This is a genomic window from Chitinophaga cymbidii (genome assembly GCF_007992715.1).
Lineage (GTDB): Bacteria > Bacteroidota > Bacteroidia > Chitinophagales > Chitinophagaceae > Chitinophaga > Chitinophaga cymbidii.
This window is the reverse complement of record NZ_BKAU01000004.1, coordinates 164,959-186,813: the sequence shown is the minus strand read 5'-3', so window position 1 is coordinate 186,813 and position 21,855 is coordinate 164,959. Positions and strand designations below refer to the sequence as shown.

The window sequence follows — 21,855 nt, the reverse complement described above, 5'->3', positions numbered from 1 at the left end:
TTTTCCGCCTATTTTTAAAAAAATTCACAAATAATTAATAATGAATCACTTCGAGCAGTAAAAAAAGACTGATCATGATCTGGTCGCTGTGCTTTTTCAGATAGTTCAGCGCTTTGGACAGCAGCACGTAAGCCGAATTAATGCTCAGGTCCATAATGGCGGCCGTCTGCCGGGGGTCCAGCCCTTCGTAAAAGCGGAGGTGCAGGATCTCCTTCTGGCGCGGCGGCAGCTGGTCCATTACCTTTGCGAGCTTTGCCCGCAGCTCCAGGCCGGACTGCTCCCCGATCAGCGCATCTTCCGGGGAATGCTCGCTACCGGAAAGGTGTTCCAGCAACCCGTCCGGCTGACCTTTCTGCAATTGCGCGGAGATCTTTCTTTTCAGGCTGGCGAGCAGGTAATACTTGATGGAATCGGTAAGGGACAGGCGTTCCCGGCTCAACCAGATGCTGACGAAGATATCGTGGATGCTGTCCTTGACGAGGCTTTCGTCCGGGTTCAGCTTCATGCCGTACTTAAAAAGGGAAGTGAAATATGACCGGTAGATGAAGGCCAATGCGTCTTTATCGCCTTCTATCAACTTGCTCCAAAGCGCTTTATCAGGCAGGCTGGCATAAGATTCGCCCGGATTTAAGATTTTGTTACTACTGGTCACGCGCTGCTAAAGATATACAGCGGATCGTTAGGATGCAAATCTCCTTCTTATTTAGCGGAGATCACAAAGATTATACATCAAATTAACACTTAATGTGTCGTCAAATTTATCTCCTCTTTAATATTTAAAATCTGCGATCTATTTTGTAAATTAGTATTGCCCAAAATCTACTATTCCCCAAATCTTTAAAGACCTTAATACAGGGATTATGAAACCTCACTACCTGGTATTTACCCCGATTTTACTCCTCATTGCGTGTAATAACAACACTAAAACCTCCCAAAAAGCACCGGATATTTCCTGTTACCCTACCAGGGTAACGGACAAAGACTGGTATGCTTCCGGCAAAAAGGCGCCCAGGCTGGAAGGACTGGAAGGCATAAATTTCAGTATCTCCACAAAAAATAAAGAAGCGCAGGAATACTTCAACCAGGGCATGATGTTGCTGTATGGCTTTAACCATGCGGAAGCAGCGCGGTCTTTTTACGAAGCCGCCCGGCTGGATACTACCTGCGCCATGGCGTATTGGGGGTATGCTTATGTGCTGGGCCCCAATTACAATGGAGGCATGGAAGAAGATAATTTTCAGCGCGCCTATGAAGCGGCGGCTAAAGCAAAGTCCCTCGATGCACCGTGCACCGGAAAAGAAAAAGCACTTATCCATGCGTTGACTTCCCGCTATGCAATGCCTGCTCCATCAGACCGGAAACCGTTGGACATCGCCTATGCGGCATCGATGAAAAAAGTATATGAGCAATATCCGGCGGACCCTGATATCGGCGCCCTGTATGCGGAAGCATTGATGGATATTCATCCCTGGGACCTGTATGAAAAGAAAACAAAGAAGCCCCATCCCTGGACGCAGGAATTGCTGGCGGTACTGGAACACCTGATCAAACTGAATCCCCGGCATCCGGGAGCGCATCACTTCTATATTCATGCGCTGGAAGCATCCGCCACTCCTGAAAAAGCACTGCCCAGCGCCCGGGCGCTGGATACCCTGGTGCCGGGCGCCGGACATTTAGTGCACATGCCTTCACATATCTATATCAATACCGGCGATTATCATGCAGGCGCACTTTCCAATATACGCGCCGTGGAAGTTGACAGCAGCTACGCTGCCGCCTGTCATGCGCAAGGAGCGTACCCGCTTGCCTATTATCCGCATAATTATCATTTCCTGGCGGCGCTGGCAACGCTTGAAGGCAATTCCGCAATGGCATGGAAGGCCGCAAAGAAACTGCAGGAACACACCGCGCAGGATATCATGCATCTACCGGAATGGGGCACCTTGCAGCATTACTATACGATACCGTATTACGTTGCGGTCAAGTTTGGCATGTGGGATACGATTCTTTCCATTCCCGCGCCGCCGAAAGACCTGGTGTACCCGCGGGCCATCCGGCATTATGCAAGAGGAATGGCATTGCTGGGCAAGAACAGTATCTCCGGTGCAAAAGCGGAGCTGGACAAACTAAAAACATTGGCGGCCGACACCATACTTCAACACATTACTGTCTGGGACATCAACACCACCGCTGATCTTGTACAAATAGCCCTGAAGGTGTTGTCTGCCAAAGCAGCCGTAAAGAACAACGATCCAGCTGCCGCCATTGCTTTGCTGCGGGAAGCTGTAGCCATAGAAGACGATCTGAATTACAACGAACCGCCGGACTGGTTTTTCTCCGTCAGGCATTATCTGGGAACAGTACTGCTGGATGCCGGAAAATACCGCGAAGCCGAAAGCGTTTACCGGGAGGATCTGCAAACATGGAAAAAGAACGGATGGGCATTGATAGGACTATATCATTCGTTAGTTGCGCAAAACAAAAACAGCGAAGCGGAAAAGATCAAGCCGGCATTTGACGAAGCATGGCGATTTGCCGATGTGGAACCCCACCACCCGGCTTTCCAGACCAGCGTTAAACCACTATCGATCGTAAATGCCGAACCGGGTACTAAATCCAGGTGATAGCATATTCACAAAATCAACGGCAGATCAAGTCCACCTCAAGTCCACCTCACCTCCACCATACCCGGCCTGTTCCTTCAGCGACCATGGCCGGTTCCCGGCCGTGTGTGATACCGTTTCCAATCAAAAGGCAAAATACTATCAAAGCAAATGCAAAACGTAAAGGGCCTTTGATTTTTGGAATTCTTCGAAAGAAAATGTAAATTTATCTAGTGTTGAGATAAAGTTGAGATAGAATGGATTAACCCGCCAAAGAAAACCACGTTGTGTACCCTTATTTTTTCATGCTTATAAAAAACATCTGTCCAGTCTGAAGAAAATGCTGCATTTCAAAGCCAAAATCTAATCGAAGAAAGCTCATTTTTGCCCAGACACATCCGCCAGTTTTATTAAAAATCGAGAGAACCTTAGCTGGCCAACATCCGGAAATATTTTAGATCATTTACTGCCGCCCGGTCAGCGCGGCGCGCCATTCTTTTGCTTTGACTGTAGCCCGAAATTCCACGCCTGTTGAAAGAATATCAACGGGACAAGGGTTTATTTTCTCACCACGTTAATCAGTAAATGTTTATGAAAAAAACAGACACCTAGCAGCACAACAGGCAATACCATTGCCGCCGGCAGTGTATTCACCGGCACCGCTTTCAAAAACTTATTGGAAAAATAATCCTTCAAACAATGAAAAAAAGGACAAATGTTGCTTTAGAAAAAGCAATGCGGACCACTCTTTTGCATACTTTGACCATTTTCACCGCCATTTCCTTCTCCTATGCAGGCTATACGCCCCCCGCAGGCAATGTTACGGCGCTGGCGGAAGCGGCATTCCAGGACATGGTGATCAAAGGCCGCATCACCAGCGAGGGAGACAATGCTCCCGTTCCCGGCGTAGCTATACAGATAAAGGGGCAGAACAAAGGCACCATCTCGAATGACAAAGGCGAATACTCCATGAGCGCCAAAGTGAATGATGTCATCCTCGTTACCTCCATCGGGTTTTCGTCACAGGAATTCACCGTGCAAAGCGGCAAGAGCGTGTACGACATTGTACTCGCCACTTCCAACAGCACGCTGAACGAAGTGGTAGTGACGGGTTACGGCGCACAGAGAGTGAAAGACCTCACCGGCTCCGTGGCCGTAGTAAACGTTAAACAGTTAAAGGCGCAGCCTGTCGCCAGCCCGGTAGAAGCCCTGCAGGGCAAGGCTACCGGCGTGCAGATCATCAGCGACGGCGCTCCCGGCGCTACACCGCAGATCAGGATCAGGGGCTTCAGCACCATCAATAACAATGATCCCCTGTTCGTAGTGGACGGCGTTCCGTATGAAGGCAAGCTGAGCTGGCTGAACCAGAATGATATCGAAACGATGCAGGTGCTGAAAGACGCCTCTTCCGCTTCCATATACGGCGCGCGCGCCAACAACGGCGTAGTGATCATCACCACCCGCAAAGGCATTGAAGGGCCGCCCCGCATTTCGCTGGACGTGTATTACGGCACGCAGGTACCGAGAAGAGAAAGCTTCCCCGAGATGATGAACCCGGAACAATACGCCAACTACCTGTTCCAGTCATTCAAGAACGCCGGCATTACACCGGGCACTTCCGAAACCACCGGCAGCAACTACGGCACCGGCGCCACGCCCACCCTGCCGGAATACCTGGTTGCCGGCTCGGCTACCGGACAGAATATTACGCCGGCAGATGCTGATCCATCCAAATACAATTACAGCAGGGATGCTTCCACCTTCTACCAGATCACCAGAGCCAACAAAACCGGCACCAACTGGTTCAAAGAGATCACGCGGAACGCGCCGATCCAGAGCTACCAGCTCAACGTCAGCGGCGGCGGCGAAAACGCCACCTACTCCATCTCGGGCGGATACATGGGGCAGAAAGGGATCGTGAGGCATACCGGCTACCAGCGCTACAACGTGCGCTCCAACACCACCTTCTCCGCCTTCAATGAAAAACTGCGCATCGGTGAAAACATGCAGTACAGCTTTGAGCAGTTCTACGGCGTGGGCGTAAACCCGAACGTTTCGGGGGAATACCAGGGTGAAGGCAGTCCGCTCGGCTTTTCCTACCGCATTCCCACCATCATCCCGGTGTACGATATCATGGGCAACTTTGCCGGCAGCCGCGGAGATAAATTAGGGAATGCGCAGAACCCGCTGGCGATGCTTTACCGCGCGAAAGACAATGTCAACAAACGTAATTTCTTCTTCGGGAACGTATATGCGGAAGTAGACCCTGCCAAAGGGCTCACCGCAAAATCCAGCATCGGCATCCGCTACGAGAACTACAGCGGCATGTCCATCGGCTATCCCAACCTCGAATTTTCAGAAGGCAGCAACGCCAACAGCCTGAATGAATTCCAGGGATATTATGTGGACTGGACCTGGACCAATACGCTCACCTACAAGCTGAAGGTCAACAACCGCCACGACCTTACCATACTCGCAGGCACCGAGGCCAACCAGGGCCGCTACCGGCAGCTCAATGGCGGCAGGAATGAATTCTTTCTGCTGGGCAACCTGGACTACTACTACCTCTCCCGTGGTTCCGCCAACATCAGCAACAACAGCCTCGGTTCCATCGGCACATTGTTCTCCATCTTCGGACGGGTGGACTATACGTTGCTGGACCGCTATATCTTCAGCGCCACCGTTCGCCGTGACGGCTCCTCGAACTTCGGCCCGGAAAACAAATACGGCACCTTCCCCGCCGCCAGCGTTGCCTGGCGCCTGTCTGAAGAAGATTTCCTGAAAACGGACTGGCTGACGGACCTGAAGATCAGGGCGGGCTATGGCGTAACGGGTAACCAGCGCATCCCCGGCTTCCAGTACCTCCGGCGCTGGGAAAGCTCGCTCGCGTCATCCGCCTACCCCATCAATGGCGGCTCCGGTGTGATGACCGGCGTATGGCAGAACGCATACGACAACCCGGCGGTAAAATGGGAAGAACTGAAATCGCTGAACCTCGGCCTCGACTTCACCATCCTCAACGGCATGTTTGACGGTACGCTCGACTGGTACACGCGCAAAACATCCGACATGCTCTACCCCGTACCGCTTCCCGCCACGGCCAGCGGTATGGGCAGCTCTCCTTTTGTGAACATCGGGGACATGAGCAACAAGGGATTCGAGATAGCGCTGAATTACCATTACGGGCAGATCGACAGCAGAAGCTTTTCATTGGATGCCGGTGTGAACTTCTCCCGCAACGTGAATGAAGTGGTATCGCTTGCGCCTTCTGTAACCCAGCAGGTCTACGGCGACTACCGCAGCCTGCAAACCACGCTGCTCGCTCCCGGCGCGCCCTTTGGCGCTTTTTACGGGTACAAGGTGGCGGGCATCTACCAGAACGCGGACGAGGTGACCAACGGCCCTTCCTACTCCGGCGCAAGGGTGGGCGGCCTCAAATATGTGGACGTTTCCGGTCCGGACGGCAAGCCTGACGGCGTCATCAATCCGAACGACCGCACCGTTATCGGCAGCCCGCATCCTGATTTCCTTTATTCACTAAGCCTCACCGCGCGTTACCGCCGCTTCGACATCAATATGTTCTTCAACGGCTCCCAGGGCAACGACCTCTATGAAGCTACCCGCTATTTTACAGACTTCAGCACGTTCGACGGATCGGCGAGCACACGCATGCTGAACGCCTGGAGCGAAAGCAACAGCAGCAGCAAAACGCCGTCGCCTTACAGGGGCGCATCCGATTTTGAATATGCTTCTTCCAGCTATTATGTGCAGGACGGCAGCTTCTTCCGGATGAAGAACCTGCAGATCGGTTATACTTTCCCCACCGAAAATCTCTTCGGCGGAAAGGTCCGCAACCTCAGGATATACGCCAGCGGCACCAACCTGTTCACGATCACGAAGTACACCGGCCTCGACCCGGAAGTGAGCCAGACGAACAGTACGTTCTCCGCGCTCGGTGTTGACTTCGGCATCTACCCTGTAGGCAGGCAATATCTGATCGGTTTGTCCGCAGGTTTCTAAAGATTATGAATTACGAAATAAACATTGACAGATGAAAAAGATCAAGAACATCATCTTCCCGATATTGAGCTTGCTACTGGCTGCATGCGGCAGCGATTTCCTGGACCGCAACCCGCAGGGCGAGCTGACCACCTCCCAGCTGGAAACTCCGGACGGCGTGGAAGGCGTGCTGATAGGCGCATACGGCCTGCTGAACGGGAACGTGAACGGCACATGGGGCAACTACTCCACCGCCCCGAGCCAGTGGCTTTTCGGCGAAGTGGCGGCCGACAACGCCCACAAAGGCAGTAACAACGGCGACCAGCCCAACATGAACCAGATAGAGCTGTACCAGGTGACCAGCACCAACGACAACCTCGAAGTGATGTGGAACCGGTACTATGAAGGCATCGCCCGCTGCAATAACACGCTGCGCCTGCTGGCCGCGGTACAGGCCGGCTCCGGCAACAAGCTGACCGAAGCCAGGGCCACGGAAATACAGGCGGAAGCAAGGTTCCTGCGCGCGCATTACTACTTCTTCCTCCGCCGCGTATTCGTGAATATCCCTTACGTGGATGAAACGATCACCTCCACCGCGGATGCGGCCAAAGTGCCTAATAACACGGACGTATATCCGAAGATCGAGGAAGACCTCCGCTTTGCCGTGGAAAACCTCCCCACCACCAAGCCCAGGGACCAGGTTGGTCGTGTCGACAAACTGGCGGCACAGGCTTATCTCGGCAAGGTGCTGCTCTATCAGAAAAAATACGCGGAGGCCCTGCCTTATTTCGAAGATGTGATCGACGCCAAACCCAGCATCACCACCATGCCGTTCACCGACAACTTTGATGTGACCAAAGAAGACGGCCCCGAAACCATCTTCGCCGCACAGCATGCCATCAACCCGGACGGCAGCGGGGACAATGCAAACGTCGGCGATATGCTCGGCGGATTTTACGGCAACGCGCCCGTGAACTGCTGCGGCTTCTTCCAGCCTACGTTCGATCTTGTCAATTCTTTTAAAGTGACTCCCGCCGGGCTTCCCATGCTGGATAACACTTACCGCACCAATCCCATCAAATCCGATTTCGGGTTGACAGGTACGGCGAAGACGAATTACCAGGTGGACAAAACAATTGTGGTGGACCCGCGGCTGGATTATACGGTGGGGAGAAGAGGCGTGCCGTACCGCGACTGGGGCTTGATGGCGGGCGATGCCTGGATACGTGACCCCGCCTATGCCGGGCCGTTCGTGGGCGTGAAACATATGATCGAGCAGGCGCAGTTCTCCGGGCAGGCGGTGCAGGGCTCGTTACAGATCACAGGGCTGAATGTGAACATCATCCGGCTGGCGGACGTTTACCTCATGGCCGCTGAATGTTATGTGGAAGCGGCCAACCTGCCGGAAGCCATGCGGCTGGTGAACCTCATCCGCGAACGCGCTTCCATGCTGCCGGCCAAACAGATCGGCGGTACGCCCGCGGCCGTTTACAGCGTAGGGCAGTATACCAGCTTCCCGAACCCCGACTACGCGCGAAATGCCATCCGTTTTGAAAGACGGCTGGAACTGGCGCTGGAAGGGCACCGCTTCTACGATCTCGTGCGGTGGGGCGTTGCCAAACAGGTGCTGGAAAGCTATTCCTCGTTTGAAGGCGGCCTGCTCTCCGCATACCGCAACCTGACGTTTGACGCGAATGATGCTATCTATCCGATCCCGCAGCAGCAGATCGACAGAAGCCAGGGGGCGTTGCAGCAGAATAATTAAAATGAAGGGGATGACTAAAAATTAAAACGAAGGCTTTGAGAATTGCTTAAACGACAACAGGTTTCCATCAGATACCGGATAAATTGGGGCTGACCATTACTTTTTGGTCAGCCCCTGCTTTTACGAACTTTTGATCAACGCCAGCGCCCCTTCCGCAAGAAACCTCACACCGTAAGGGATGCAGGCTTCATTGAACGTCACTTTCGGATGGTGCAGGAAATACTGGTCGTTACCCGGTACCTGCGCACCGAGGTAATAAAATTGCGATGGCATGAGGCGGGAATAAAAAGCGAAATCCTCTGCCACAAGATGCACCGTACCTTCCAACACCTTCCCTTTCCCAATCACATCATCGTGCACACCGCTGAGCTTGTGGTGTATGCCGGCATCGTTCAGCAGGCTTGGGTAATAGGCGATCTGTTCAAATTCGATGCTGCATCCGTAGGATGTTTCCATTCCTTTAAGCAGTTGCTGGAATTTTTCCAGCAGGAGGTTATAAGTATCTATGTTGATAGCGCGAAGCGAGCCCTGCAGCACCGTGCCCTGGGGGATCACGTTATGGCTCGGCGGCGCGGTGGTTTCCATATGTGTAAATGCCAGCACAGCGGATTGCAGCGTGGCGTTGTGGGAGATGATGGATTGTGCAGCCACGATGATCTGTCCTGCCACCAGCACCGGATCAATGACGTGCTCCAGCGAGCCGGCGTGGCCGCCTTTTCCCGTGATGCGCAAGGTAAAGCTGCATACATTCGCCAGCGCCTCCCCGTTCCTGAATCCCATCAACCCCACCGGCAGCAGCGGATGCACATGCAGCCCCAATGCGGCTTTGGCGTTGTTCAGCTTCCCGCTTTCCACGATGAGCTGCCCGCCGGATTTTCCTTTCTCCGGGCTTCGTTCATTCCCTTCTTCCGAAGGCTGGAACACCAGCTTCACCGTACCTTCGAACGGCATTTCCTTCAACAAGGCGGCGGCGCCGAGTAAAATGGTGGTATGCATATCATGCCCGCAGGCATGCATCACCTGTTCCTCCACGGAGCTGAAGTCCAGCCCCGTTTCTTCCCGCACAGGCAGCGCATCCATGTCCGCGCGGAGCACGATCTCCGGTCCCGTGCCTTTGGTGATGCTGCCGATCACGCCGGTAACGGCCAGTGTTTCAAAAGGGATGTCCATCGCGTGCAGCTCCTGCTGTACCAGCGCGGAGGTGTTAAATTCCCGGAAGCCCAGTTCAGGATGGAGATGTAATTGCCGCCTGATGCGGATCAGTTTCTCAAGCAAATGTTGATCCATGTGCGCGATTTGATAACTACCGGAAATGTACAAATTTTTCCGCCGCGGCAGCCATCATTCCACCCGTAAACTCTTCACCGGGCTCATAAAAGCGGTGCGCACACTCTGGAAGCTGACGGTCAACAGGGCGATGATCACCGTGATCACGCCGGCCAGCGCGAATATCCACCAGTCGATAGGTATCTTGTAGGCAAAGCCTTCCAGCCATCGCTCCATCACATACCAGGCCACCGGCGATGCCAGCAGAATAGCTACCGCAACGGGTTTCAGGAAGTTGGTGGAAAGCAGCAGGAAGATGTCCGGCGCGGAGGCGCCCAGCACCTTGCGCACGCCCATTTCCCGCGTACGCTGCTCTGCCATGAAGGTAGCCAGGCCAAACAGGCCGAGGCAGGAAATGAAAATACCGAGGAATGCAAAATAACCGGAGAGCTTGCTCACCACCTGCTCGCTCCGGTACAACTTCGTATATTCTTCGTCAGAGAACTGGTACGTGAACGGGAAGCGGGGGTTCAGGGACTTGCACAGCTTTTCAAGACCAGCCAGTACTTCTTTTGTTTTCCCCGCCTGCGTGCGCACCATGATCGTGCCCCAGGTCCAGTCTTCATCCAGGCGGATGATCAGCGGATCGATGGTCTGGTGCATCGAGCTGAAATGAAAATCTTTCAATACGCCGATGATCCTGCCTTCGCGATTCCCCCAGGAAATGGGCTTCCCGATGGGGTCTTTATAACCGATCTTGGCGATGGCCGTTTCGTTCAGCATATAGCTGGCGGAATCGGAAAAGCCCTTCGAAAAATCGCGTCCTTCCTTCAGCTGCAAATTCATCGTCTTCACAAAATCATATCCCACAACAGCATCCGCAAAACCTACTTCCAGCAAAGGATCTTTACCCGTCCAGCTGATGCTGCCGGTATGATGCTCAATATAAGTCGGGGAATTCCGCATCTTCGAGATGTTCAGCACACCAGGCATGTTGCGCGCCGTTTCCTTGAACACCGCGTAATTCTTTACCAGGTCGCCTTCTATGGGGATGTACACCAGGTTTTCGCGGTCATAACCGAGGTTGCGGGTCTGGAAATATTTCATCTGTTTGTAGATGACGATCATGCCCACGATGAGAATGATGGACAGCATAAACTGAAAAGCCACCAGTCCACGCCTGAAGAAAGCCGCGCCGGCGCTGAATTGCAGGCCGCCTTTCAACACGTGCACGGGCTTCAGGGAAGACAGGAAGATGGCCGGATAACTGCCGGCGATAAAACCTGTTACCAGCATCAATCCCAATAACATCATCCAGAAAACCGGTTGCGAAAAGGGCAGTGAAAGCTGTTTGCCGGTGAGGGTGTTGAACACCGGCAAAAGCATGGCTACCACGCCAACGGCGATGATCACGGCCAGGCAGGTCAGCAGCACCGCTTCTCCCACGAACTGCCAGGCCAGGGTGGAACGCTGCGCCCCCACCGCTTTGCGCACGCCCACTTCCTTCGCCCGCTTTGCAGCGCGCGCGGTAGCGAGGTTCATAAAGTTGATGCAGGCGATCAGCAAAATAAAAATGGATACTATGGTAAAAAGCCGCACATATTCAATACGGCCGCCATCGATCTGACCGTCCTTAAACCTGGAATGCAGGTATTTCTCTGGAAAAGGCTGCAAGCCCAGTTCCGTGGTCAGGTCTTTTGTTTTCGGCGCGTAGCGGTAAATGAAATCCCTGATCTTCGCTTCCGCTTTTGCGGCGTCCGCATCAGGTCGGAGCTGCACGTAAGTAGCGGGACTGGTATTGCCCCAGTTGTGCACCCAGGGATTCTCCTGCACATAGGCCGTCCAGCTTCTCAGGAAATCGAATTGCAGGGTGGAATTGGCGGGGATGTTCTCGAACACGGCGGTAACGGTAAGGTCCAGCTTGTTCTCGTAACGGAGCGGCTTGCCGATGGCGGCGGCGGCGTTGCCGAAGAAAGTTTCCGCCATGCGGCGGGAAATGACCACCGATTCAGGAGCCGTCAATGCGTGATCAATGGAACCGGCCACCAGCGGAAAGCTGAACATCCGGAAAAAGTCCCCGCTGGCATTCGTGCCGTTCATCTTGTGGATATTGCCGTCCCGCTCAAAGGTGTAAGTCCTCACGGCCTCAAACCCGCTGGCATATTCCACCTCCGGAATTTCTCTTTTCAGTTCGTCCGCCAGCAAGCCCTGCGTGGTATAACCCGCGCCTACTTTGCCATCATATGCCTGGCGCACGTACACCTGGTACAGCCGGTCGCCGGTCGCATGAAAGCCGTCCACTTTCAGTTCATCCTGCACCCATAACAGGATCAGCAGACTGCAGGCCAGGCCCAGCGCAAGACCAAGTATATTGATCGTGGAAAATACTTTGTTGCGGACAATGTTCCGCCAGGCAACGAGAAAGTAGTTCTTAATCATGAGGATGCATCCGGGAAAAATATGCCAACAATATCAATATATGATTTTCAATCCTTTGTAAAGATATCTCCGGGCTAAAGTGTTCGTTTCCGGACAGGCATTGACCGCTTACCGGCCCTTCTTTGCACCGGTCAGCTGCTGCAGTCCATCGCGGTAAGAAAGCCCAACGGGAATGTCTTTCGTACCCACACGCACATAGTTGCCTTCGAGGAATACGATATGGTCCTTTGAAATGATATAGCTTTTATGCACCCGCACAAACTGCGATGCCGGCAGTTGTTCCAGCATGCTCTTCAGCGTATCGTGCACCAGGTATTGCGATGCGGGTGTAATAACGTTCACGTAATCGTCCACCGCCTCGAGGTACAGTATGTCTTCCAGGTTCACGCGGTATACCTTCTTGCCAGCTTTTACAAAAATGGAGGACGGCTGTGCCGGTGTTGGCCCGGCTTTTTCCAGGAGCTTGTTCACCGCCTTCAGGAAACGTTCGTAGGAAAAGGGTTTCAGGAGATAGTCCACCGCATCCAGCTCAAAGCCCTGCACGGCATATTCCGGGTATGCGGTGGTAAAAATGATGTGCGGCGGATGGTATAATCCTTTCAGGAAGCTGATGCCGGAGCGCCGCGGGAGGTTGATGTCCAGGAAAATAAGGGGCACAGGCTGCTTTGCCAGGAACTGCTGCGCTTCCTGCGCATCGCCGCAGATGCCCGCCAGCTCCAGGCAGGGATGCTCCCGGATATATTTTTCCAGCACCTGCTGCGCCAGCGGCTCGTCTTCCACTACCAGGCATTGATATACGACGCTCATAGCTGCAAGTTAAGACTTACCACAAAATCTTCCCGGTGCTCCGTTACCCTGAGCGTATGCCGTTGCGGATACAGCAGCGCGAGCCGCCGCTTTACGTTTTCCAGTCCAACGCCTTTATGATTGTCCGCCTCCGCATTGTCTGCCGTGCCTTTGGTGTTTTCCAGCCTGAACTGGATGGAACGCGGCTCCACACTCAGGTATACGTCTACCAGCATCTGCCCGTTGTTTCCCCGCGCGCCGTGTTTGAAGGCATTTTCCATAAACGTGATCAGCACCATCGGCGGCAGCTGCTGCAAGGCGATCTCTCCTTCCATTTGCACGTTCACATGCAAAGCATGGCCCGATCGGATCTTTTGCAACGCAATGTAATCCTGCAACACCGCCCATTCCTTTTCCAGCGGCACAAACTGCATCTGCGTTTCATACAGGAAATACCGCATGAGGTGGGACAGCTGCAACACCGTGCCCGGCAACCTTTCGTCCTTTTCCAGCGCCATGGCGTAAATGCCGTTCAGGGTATTGAAGAAAAAATGAGGGTTGATCTGCGCTTTCAGGGCTGTCAGTTCCAGCTGCACCCGGTCTGTTTCCGCCTGCAGGAGCTGCCGTTTGAGGTCGTGTACCATGAACCAGGACTTCGAGAACTTCAGCAGCGCGCTTAGCCCTGCGTAAGCAGCAAAGAACAATGTCAGTTCCCACCAGGAAAAATAGGAGATGAAAAAAAAATCCGGAAACAAATACACCGACCATTCCTGGAAGAACTGGTGATTCAGCCAGGTGCACAATACCAGCAGCGGCAGCAGCAGCGCAAAGTATCGCGCCCATTTTTCCGTGTTGGCAAAATAGGGGATCAATACTTTCAGGTTGACGTAAACCGCCGGCAGTAAAGTGACGTGAAAAAGCGCCGCGTAGATGTAATCTACTTTCGCTACGCGGGCGCCTGATTTAAAGACCTGCACGAATATGAAATACGTGAATGCCCAGAAAAAGAGGTGTTGTAAAAAACGGGGAATGGGGTGATAGAGCCAAAATCCGGTACGCATACGACTTAGCCTTTTCTCGTCAAGGTAACGGAATTCCGGTTGCTGAACAAACGTTCGTCGGCCGCATATTTTTCAACAAACTTTTGCAGCTCTTCGGAAGATGCGCTGATAATGCAGGTGCCGAACAGATCGTCCAGCTCATGCTTCAGCCGCAGATGGCCGCTTTCCAGCTGCCGTCGTACAAAAGCGCCGTCCGCGAACTGCACCGCCAGCTGCCGGTCGTTCTTCCATTCCACTTTTGCGATCGTATAGCCGGGCATGTAATCGGGGTTAAAATCATAGCCGTTATTATCATCTTCTCTTTGCGCGTCTGCTATTATTGCGGGCCGCAGGTCCATGAACAAATGTTCACCAACTTGTATGAATGATGCAAACATGTTGTAGTGGATGCCGTTCTTTTCGTAGGACAGCATATAGGTCCTGGACATCCGGGCGCTGTCTCCCCCCGCGTCCGTGATCTTTGCCTGCCGGTAGGTGCGGCTGAGCAATACCGGCTCTATGCGCATCTCTCCTTCCGCGCTGTTCCATGTGCCGGTAAGGCGGCTGTCCGTGATCATCCTGTCTTCCGTTGCCAGCGGCTGCAGTGTGGTGATGCAGGACGGTAAAAATATGATGATGGCCGCGATGGCGAATAAACTGATCGTTTTCATGCTTAATTGATTTTTTCGTAAGTGGATGCGGATTCATAAGCCTGCGGCACATCGCCGTACTTGAGCACGTACTGTTGCAGCTCTTCGGTAGACGCCGTGATGAGCGTAGCGCCGTCAAAGCGGGTTTCATGGTGAATGCGGATCTGCTTTTTGTTGATCAGCCCCTGCAGGTAATCCGTATTGAACTGGCTGGCATCAAAGGAGCGGTCGCCATTGAAACGGACCTTGTAGATGCTGTGAAGCGGCGTGAAATGCTGCCGGTAAAAGCTATCGTATGCCTGCTGCCAGGATGTTTCCGCCGGAAAATAATCCAGGTAAAGATTTCCGCCGATGTGGAGCAGAAAGGCGTAATAGGCTTGTACCACTGCTCCCTCTTTGTTCTTTACGGTAACGGTATAGGCTTTGTCCGCCAGCTGCCGGATGGCGGCGGGCAACCTGCTGAAGGATGCGGAGCTGCCTCTTTCGAAGACCGCGGTATTGTCTTCGTCGATCTTCCAGTTGCCGGCCAGGCGTGGATCAAAGGAAAGGTCTTTGGCCGTGAACAGCGGATGCAGGGTGTACAGGCATCCGCTGAAACCGAGCGCAAACAGCAGCAGTGTGGTGACAATGATCGTTCTTTTCATGATGAAGGATTTTTATACCGTAAAGCTATCCGGCGCGGCGGGGGGTATGAAATTTATTCGGTAAACATAGCATTTTGGGCGGTAAGCTGCAATCTGCTCCCGCGAGATGGCAAATTCAGGTAGAAATACGCTTGCCCTCCTCCTTCCCTCCTTCCTATTTTTACATCACTAAACCCCAAAAATATTTTTGTTATGAAACAGCTTTCAATTCTGTTCCTGGCGGTGCCCCTGTTACTTTTCTCCTGCTCCAAGGAAGGCCCTGCCGGACCGCAGGGAGCGCAGGGCGAACAAGGCCCGCAGGGCGGCGCAGGGCCACAGGGCCCGCAAGGCCCCGCCGGGAATGCCAATGTGAAGGTCTACGAAAAGGATATTGCAACAATGACCTGGACGGCCTCTGGCACCTACTCCTACCTCAGCGTTCCGGCGCCCAAAGTGCTTACGGCGAGCGTTCTTGAGAACAGCACCATACTCGTATATGTGTATACGTCAGATTTCTCGGGATGGGGCATGGTTCCCTATCATACGGAAAGGAATATACGGGTAACGGCGGAGGTGAAGGTCGGGTCCGTACTACTCCGGAAAGACCAGAACGGCACGCCCACCACGCAATCCTGGCACCACCGTATCCGCCTCGTGATCATTGCCAACACAGGCACGGCAGCGGCTTTAAACAGGCAGGCATATACGGATGCATCTTTCAATGATTATCCGGCAGCAAAGGTGCAGGCATTGCAATAAGTGGCGGGGCGTTTTATGATGCCGCCATTTCGAGGTAATGCTTGCGCTTCCGCTCAATGGCCCTGGAGAAACATACGGCCGTCCGGTTAGCCAGCTCGTACAACGCAACGATCGCGGGCCCCTGCGCCACATCGTCTTTCATGTATTCCGCCTGGCTTCCCAGGAACGTAGCCGCATCCTCCGCGAAAGTTTTATCAACAGCCGGCTCCACCACACCGCTGCGCCGTATCTTTTCCAGCGCTTCGCGGAAAGCCTGTTCATCGGCTTTCAGCGTATCCAGCTCGCTTTTCAGGGTTTCCAGTGAAAACTGCTGCACCTGGTAAAGGTAATTGATGCGCCCCAGTATCTTCTGCACAATGGCATCCAGCTGACCAGCTTCTTCCTGCAGGGCTATCACGTGTTCATATGCCTGCTTCAGCTCCGCCGCAGCGGCTGCATTTTGCTGGTGAAAGCGGAAAGCCGCATGGTCCATGTCCAGCAGCCATTGCTTGTCCGTTTCTATTTCCGATTCCAGTTCTTTTATCACGCCGCCGGCTTCGCTGAGCGTATGATGCTGCTGATCGAACTGAAAATATTTCACATCGATCTCTTTTCTTTCCATAGCCTGCAGGCAGGCCAGGTCGTGCATATTCTGAAAATACCGTTTGATGCGCTGCACAACGGCCGGATCATACCGCTCCGCGAACGAATGCGCATCGGGAACAATGCGGTCCGGATCGATGGGCTGGAAGGAGCGGTTATCGTAATAATCATTGAACGCCGCCGGGAATTCATACAGCTGGCGGTATTCCTTTACGCTATCGATCAGCGTTTCGCTGTCCACCATTTCCTTTATTTCCGCATCGGGGAAGTTCACGGAAAAATAATGCCGGGTCATGGATTCTTCCAGCCCCGTTTTATCGGAGAAAAGCACCCATGCGCTGCGGTTGTCCGCGGCATTCTCCACCCCCGCCAGCCGGAAACGTTCTTCCCGCTCCTCCATCGAGGGATGGGTCGCCCACTGGTCTTTATATTTCAGGCGGCTGCCGGTGAATTTCGACAGGCATTCGTTGGTAATATGCGGAAGGCCGTCCACCATCGCAATCTGGTTGATGTCCGCAAAATAATGGTTCACCCTGCGTTGCGTTTCGAACATGTTCTGCATGGCGCTGTTATTGCCGGCGAGTTCCCCGGCCTTGTTGATGCAATAGTTCATGCCGCCGTTCACATATTCTATCCGGCGCATCGCGGAGGTGGCGATATCGCTGCCGGTAACGGATACGGCCACCGCGTCCGCATGAAATTCCATTTCGCGGGAAAGGCTCATGTATTGCAGGTTGATGACGCTGTACATGCCGCGGAGCACGGACTGGATAAGCCGCGCGATCCATACGGTGAGCGTGGCCGTCAACGCGAAAATGCTGTGGATGTTGGCCCAGGCGTTCAATGTTTTATCGTAACCCGAATTTTCATACAGCATGTTATAAATGGCCTTGTTCATGGTGAACACATAACTGCCGAGCTTCATGCTCCGCTGGGAAAAGTGGCCGAACTCATGCGCCAGCACCATTTTGAATTCGCTCAGGTTCAGTACGTTCACCAACCCAAGCCCTATTTCCAGGTTCTTTCTTACCGGCAGGAACATGCTCCAGAAGCTGGAATTATAAAAAACGGCGGCGTTCACATCCTGCACAATAAAAACTTTCCGTGGCATGGGCGTGTTCGTATCGATGGTCAGCTGGCGGATAAAAGCGAACAGGTCCGGATGGTCCTCTTCGAATATCTCCACCCTGTTGGGATTGGTGTGGGACTGCCGGGCAAATACAAACTTGATGAGGAAGATGAGCACCATCACCCCTACGCCTATGATCCCCAATCCCAGTATCAGCGTGATCAGCTTGGGCATGTTCACGATCAGGAAAACACCGCCCATAATGCACAGCGCGGCAAGGCCGGCGGCCATCAGTAACAGCAACAGGTATACGAAACAGAACAGGATGATCGCACCGATCACCCGGATCACCTGTTTCCGGAAGGAAGCAGCGGGAACGGTCAGCCCGGGGTTTACCGACAGGGGGTTGGGCGGGTAGAAAGAAAGATCAGGCATAGGTACAGACTTATAATGTAATTGGAAATTAATAATTACATTTAACCGCTCCAAATAAAAGCTATGAAATACAGGACGATATTATCCTTGTTGCTGGGCGCCTGCCATGCCACCGTTGCCCCCGCCCAGGTACAGCCCGGCACTACCCTTCTTTACAAAGTGACAAAAACGCTCCATCAAACGGATATGGATTCCGTATCGAATACGGCCATTTACCGGTTCAAAGTGCTTGAACAGCTGCCGGAAGGAAGATGGCGGATAGAAAGCACCCTGCTCGATTACCGCAACACCCGGGGGCAGGCGCATTTTGACGCAGCCCGTCTGCATGAAACCTCCATCAGCTCTTCGGATGAACTGCTGCAGCTGGCGCTGCTGCATGAACCGGTGGAATTGACCCTGGGCGGCACACCTCCGGAGCAGCCGGAACTGGTGAAGGTGCTGCAAAAGAAAGGGCGCGAATGGCATATCAGGAAGGATCACCTGCAGGCAATGACCAGTGGCCTCCCGTACTACCTGCTGCAGGAAACCAACGCGATATTCTTTACTTACCCGAAAGGCCAGCCAACATGGCAAAGCAAGGATTCTTCCATATTGTATTCGGTTTCCGGCGCTCCCGGCGGCATCATGCATATCTCCGCGCGGGAAAATACCGCTAAAAAAACCGGCGGCGACCGGCGGGAATACCGTTATGAATATGACTGGGACGATGCCGGTAAAAAGATACGCGGCGCAAACCTGCAGAACAACGTGACCGGCACCGGCCTTATCAACGGCGAAAACAAGGCTTTCCGGATTTCTGACAACATGCAACTGGAACTGCTGGACACGTCTTTCACACCACCCGTTGTACCGGCTACATTAAAGGAAATGAGCGTATTGTTCTCTTTCTGGAGCGACGGGCTGAACGTGAACGGGGAAACGGATTCTGCAAAACTCTATACCGCCATTGCAAAGTTCGATCCGCAATACGGCCGGCAAAAAAGATATGTGCAGGCGAAGCTCAGCTCCCTGCAAAGCCTGCCCGGCGAGGAAAGCCACTACCTCTATGATGATTCGCTGCGCGCGGTGCCCATCTACCTGCTGGAAGGCAACAGCTCGCACCTGCATAACCGATTGCAAAATGCCATTGGTCAGGATGCGGACAGCGCCATGATGCTGATAACGTATCTGTCAAAGGCCAGCCGCCAGTCTTTCCGGGGCTGGGTGCAGCACAGCTTCGCACAGGAACTGGCACGTCCGGAGAAGTTCAATATTGATGATGCCGTTGCCCATTTCCGCAAGATCGGCTGGCCGGAGCAGCGGATCGAAAGGATGATCGAAGAATCAAAAGGACGTGAACGCTACGCCGGCATGCTGATCGAACGAACGGCCCATCATCCGGATACGCTCATCCATCATGTTACCTACCCGATGTACCTTTATCATGCGGCGAAAAACCTCCGCCGCAAGGATTCCCTGCAATACATCACAAACCAGTTCCGCAACCTCCCGCCCGCCGTTTTCAAAGCAGGCAATGCCGGCCGCTACGCCCTGCTGCTATACAAAAAACTACAGCAGAGCGGGCATCCCGCGGAAGCCGGCAGGCTGCTGGACAATACCATCAGCAGACTGGAAAAAACCACCGCGGACTCCACCAGCAACACCCGCCACGCGGAACAGAACATCCTTGCCTACGCCTACAAGCTGAAATACGATACCCTGAAGCATACCAACCGCAAGCAGGCATTCATATTCCTCGCAAAGGCCGCGGCCGCTTCACCGAAATCCCCCGAAGAAAATGTGCACGACAGCTTCTATGACCGCGCCCTGCTCGGCTCAAAGGAAAGCTACCGCCAGGATTTTGCGGACGAGCTGCTGAAAGAAGGCGCCAGCCAGGAAGCATTGATGGTGCTCTCCCAACAGATTTCCGCAGACCCTTCCGTACTGCCCGACGTGCAAAAATCATTCAAACAGCATTTGCCGGAAAAAAACTTTGCGGAGTTCTTTGAGCAATCGGTGATGCGGTCCTGGAAAACAGCGCCGGCGTTCGAGTTGCAGGGAGTGGACGGAAAGACCTACCGCCTCTCGGACTACGCGGGGAAATGGCTGCTGCTCGATTTCTGGGGCACCTGGTGTCATCCCTGCCGGGAAGAACTGCCGCAGATCAACGCCTTTGCCAACCAGGTGAAAAACGATCCTGAAAAAGCATTTCTTTCCATCGCCTGCTTCGACAACGCTGAAAAAGTGAACGCCCTTTTCAGCCAGAAAGGGTATACGCTGCCCGCGGCGCTGTCTGATACCAAAGTGCAGTATGACTACCACGTCCGCGGATACCCTTCCAAATTCCTGGTGTCCCCGGAGGGAAAGATGATCTTTCTGAATTACGGTACGGACTGGCGGAAGATCGTGGAGCTGTTCAGCAATATCAGGCCGGATGAAAAAAGTTCAACGGTGAGCAAGGAACTGCGTTAACCAGGTCTGATCATGCGGACCAGTTGAAATCGCTGGTTCTGATCTGCTTTGTAAAAGAACTATTTATTTTACAGAGGTACAAAACAGATCAAATCTGTGCAACTCAATACAGACACGACTTAAAGAAGAAAACAGCTACGCATTAATTCCATATCACGGCGCGGAATCCCTACATCTGCAGCCACTTCTGCCCAATGGCCTACCGCATCACTTACCTGGGTGATAATCTCTTCTCGTCTGTCTGGCGATACCCGAAAGCGCTCTGCTACTTCCCGAACTAGCTCGATGTCCAGCTCGTTGTTGTACCGGGAAATATTCAGACTGAGTCCGGTGGCGTTAGACACCGGATTTACATCATAAGCCGGAGATAGCCGCCAGCCGCGCGGCGTAAGCAGGAAACCATGATTACGCAAATGATCATCGGAATTACTTACACTGGTATAAAAAACGATTCGCCGCCATAACTCTTCCAGATCGTCATTTGGAGCTGCGCCATGTTGCACAATAAATTCGGCGAGATCGAGATACGATACATTTGCCTGCGCACCAGCGCCATCAGTTTGCCCCAGCAACGTCATGGCAGATGCGAAGTGTGTGCGGACAGGGCCGACCCGATCAAAACGCCTTGATAAAAATGTATGATGACGGTGAGTGTAGCGATGCGCTGCACTTTCCGCGATATTAAGGCCGGCTTGTGCTCCCAGTGTATTCACAACATGCTCCCATCCACCAATATCGTGATCATCATTTCTGCTGGGAAACTTTGCAATCCACAGCTGCCCCGCGGTATCTATGATGCTGGCCTTCGGCCTGGTGCCGCCTAGAGATGAACCGGGCGACATGATCAGATTAAGCCATTGAGAGAATTCCGGCGCGTCTGCAGCATCATCACGCTCCAGTTGCAAGCTGGCTTCTTCCAGCGTGCGCAGGAATGTAATAGGTGGAGCCGCCATTTCATGGTTATTGTCCAGGAACGGCCCATCGGGCGCCAGTTTGAACCGTAACGCACCCATCCGGTGAAGATCGTGGACACCCATCAGATAGTCACTTTCCATCAGAGCCCGTGCGCGACGTTCTTCCTGACGGGCTTTAAGCGCTTCGCGGCGCTGCATTAATACTCTGCCCCACCGATCAGGCGATGAATCAGTAAACAGCCCGAAATTGGTCTTTTCATTAACAGGATATTGCGGCCCGGTAAAGTACATCAGGTCCGGATCCAGCAACAAGGCAGAAGCACTTACCATCCAATCCTGATCATAGGAGAAGGAAAACGTTTCCCTTCCGCGGCCGGATTCTACCGTCAAAGTGCCCATGAATCGCGGCGTACCCAGCTCTTGCCAGTCAGCGTAAACGTAAATCTGTTTGTTATGTAATACAGCTTTCGCCAC

At 53.3% G+C, this 21,855-nt stretch carries 14 protein-coding genes; 5 read left to right on the top strand and 9 right to left on the bottom strand.

The features are described 5' to 3' along the window. Window positions 1–34: 34 nt before the first annotated feature. Window positions 35–652, bottom strand: coding sequence for an RNA polymerase sigma factor (locus tag CCY01nite_RS17010; RefSeq protein ID WP_146864344.1), 618 nt, complete (start codon window positions 650–652; stop codon window positions 35–37). Window positions 653–860: 208 nt separating this feature from the next. Here CCY01nite_RS17010 and CCY01nite_RS17005 point away from each other — a divergent pair, with 208 nt between their 5' ends. The 3 genes from CCY01nite_RS17005 to CCY01nite_RS16995 all read left to right on the top strand — a co-directional run bounded on the left by CCY01nite_RS17005 (window position 861) and on the right by CCY01nite_RS16995 (window position 8,367). Next, complete coding sequence (locus tag CCY01nite_RS17005) at window positions 861–2,624, top strand: tetratricopeptide repeat protein (protein WP_186831112.1); 1,764 nt, start codon at window positions 861–863, stop codon at window positions 2,622–2,624. Between the two features lie 678 nt (window positions 2,625–3,302). Next, window positions 3,303–6,623, top strand: coding sequence for a SusC/RagA family TonB-linked outer membrane protein (locus CCY01nite_RS17000; protein WP_146864342.1), 3,321 nt, complete (start codon window positions 3,303–3,305; stop codon window positions 6,621–6,623). A gap of 31 nt (window positions 6,624–6,654) precedes the next feature. After that, window positions 6,655–8,367 (top strand): RagB/SusD family nutrient uptake outer membrane protein, encoded by a 1,713-nt coding sequence (locus CCY01nite_RS16995; protein ID WP_146864340.1) that lies wholly within the window; start codon window positions 6,655–6,657, stop codon window positions 8,365–8,367. Between the two features lie 120 nt (window positions 8,368–8,487). Here the strand turns inward: CCY01nite_RS16995 and CCY01nite_RS16990 are convergent, their stop codons facing one another. From CCY01nite_RS16990 to CCY01nite_RS16965, 6 genes are all read right to left on the bottom strand, one after another. Then, window positions 8,488–9,654, bottom strand: a complete 1,167-nt coding sequence (locus CCY01nite_RS16990; protein WP_146864338.1) for a M20 metallopeptidase family protein — start codon at window positions 9,652–9,654, stop codon at window positions 8,488–8,490. Window positions 9,655–9,708: 54 nt separating this feature from the next. Further along, a complete protein-coding gene (locus CCY01nite_RS16985; RefSeq protein ID WP_146864336.1) occupies window positions 9,709–12,072 on the bottom strand; it encodes an ABC transporter permease in 2,364 nt (787 codons plus the stop codon). 108 nt (window positions 12,073–12,180) lie between these two features. After that, complete coding sequence (locus tag CCY01nite_RS16980; protein WP_146864334.1) at window positions 12,181–12,879, bottom strand: LytR/AlgR family response regulator transcription factor; 699 nt, start codon at window positions 12,877–12,879, stop codon at window positions 12,181–12,183. Continuing rightward, entirely contained in the window at window positions 12,876–13,919 is a 1,044-nt protein-coding gene (locus tag CCY01nite_RS16975; RefSeq protein WP_146864332.1) for a sensor histidine kinase, read from the bottom strand. Before CCY01nite_RS16975 ends, CCY01nite_RS16980 begins: the two co-directional genes overlap by 4 nt. A 5-nt stretch (window positions 13,920–13,924) precedes the next feature. After that, on the bottom strand, window positions 13,925–14,569 hold the full coding sequence (locus CCY01nite_RS16970) for a hypothetical protein (protein ID WP_146864330.1): 645 nt from the start codon (window positions 14,567–14,569) through the stop codon (window positions 13,925–13,927). 2 nt (window positions 14,570–14,571) lie between these two features. After that, entirely contained in the window at window positions 14,572–15,192 is a 621-nt protein-coding gene (locus tag CCY01nite_RS16965) for a hypothetical protein (protein WP_146864328.1), read from the bottom strand. A 192-nt stretch (window positions 15,193–15,384) separates the two neighbouring features. Between CCY01nite_RS16965 and CCY01nite_RS26765 the strand changes: the two genes are divergently transcribed. Further along, window positions 15,385–15,930 (top strand): hypothetical protein, encoded by a 546-nt coding sequence (locus CCY01nite_RS26765; RefSeq protein WP_222614427.1) that lies wholly within the window; start codon window positions 15,385–15,387, stop codon window positions 15,928–15,930. Window positions 15,931–15,943: 13 nt separating this feature from the next. Here CCY01nite_RS26765 and CCY01nite_RS16955 read toward each other — a convergent pair whose 3' ends face one another. After that, window positions 15,944–18,016 carry a M48 family metalloprotease gene (locus CCY01nite_RS16955; RefSeq protein ID WP_146864326.1) on the bottom strand — a complete coding sequence of 691 codons (2,073 nt, stop codon included), beginning with the start codon at window positions 18,014–18,016 and terminating at the stop codon, window positions 15,944–15,946. 63 nt (window positions 18,017–18,079) lie between these two features. On the opposite strand from CCY01nite_RS16955, the gene CCY01nite_RS16950 reads away from it, so the two are divergent. Next, window positions 18,080–20,467: a TlpA family protein disulfide reductase gene (locus CCY01nite_RS16950; protein WP_146864324.1), complete on the top strand. Its 2,388-nt coding sequence runs from the start codon at window positions 18,080–18,082 to the stop codon at window positions 20,465–20,467. A gap of 119 nt (window positions 20,468–20,586) precedes the next feature. Here the strand turns inward: CCY01nite_RS16950 and CCY01nite_RS16945 are convergent, their stop codons facing one another. Then, complete coding sequence (locus tag CCY01nite_RS16945) at window positions 20,587–21,855, bottom strand: type II toxin-antitoxin system HipA family toxin (RefSeq protein ID WP_246129967.1); 1,269 nt, start codon at window positions 21,853–21,855, stop codon at window positions 20,587–20,589.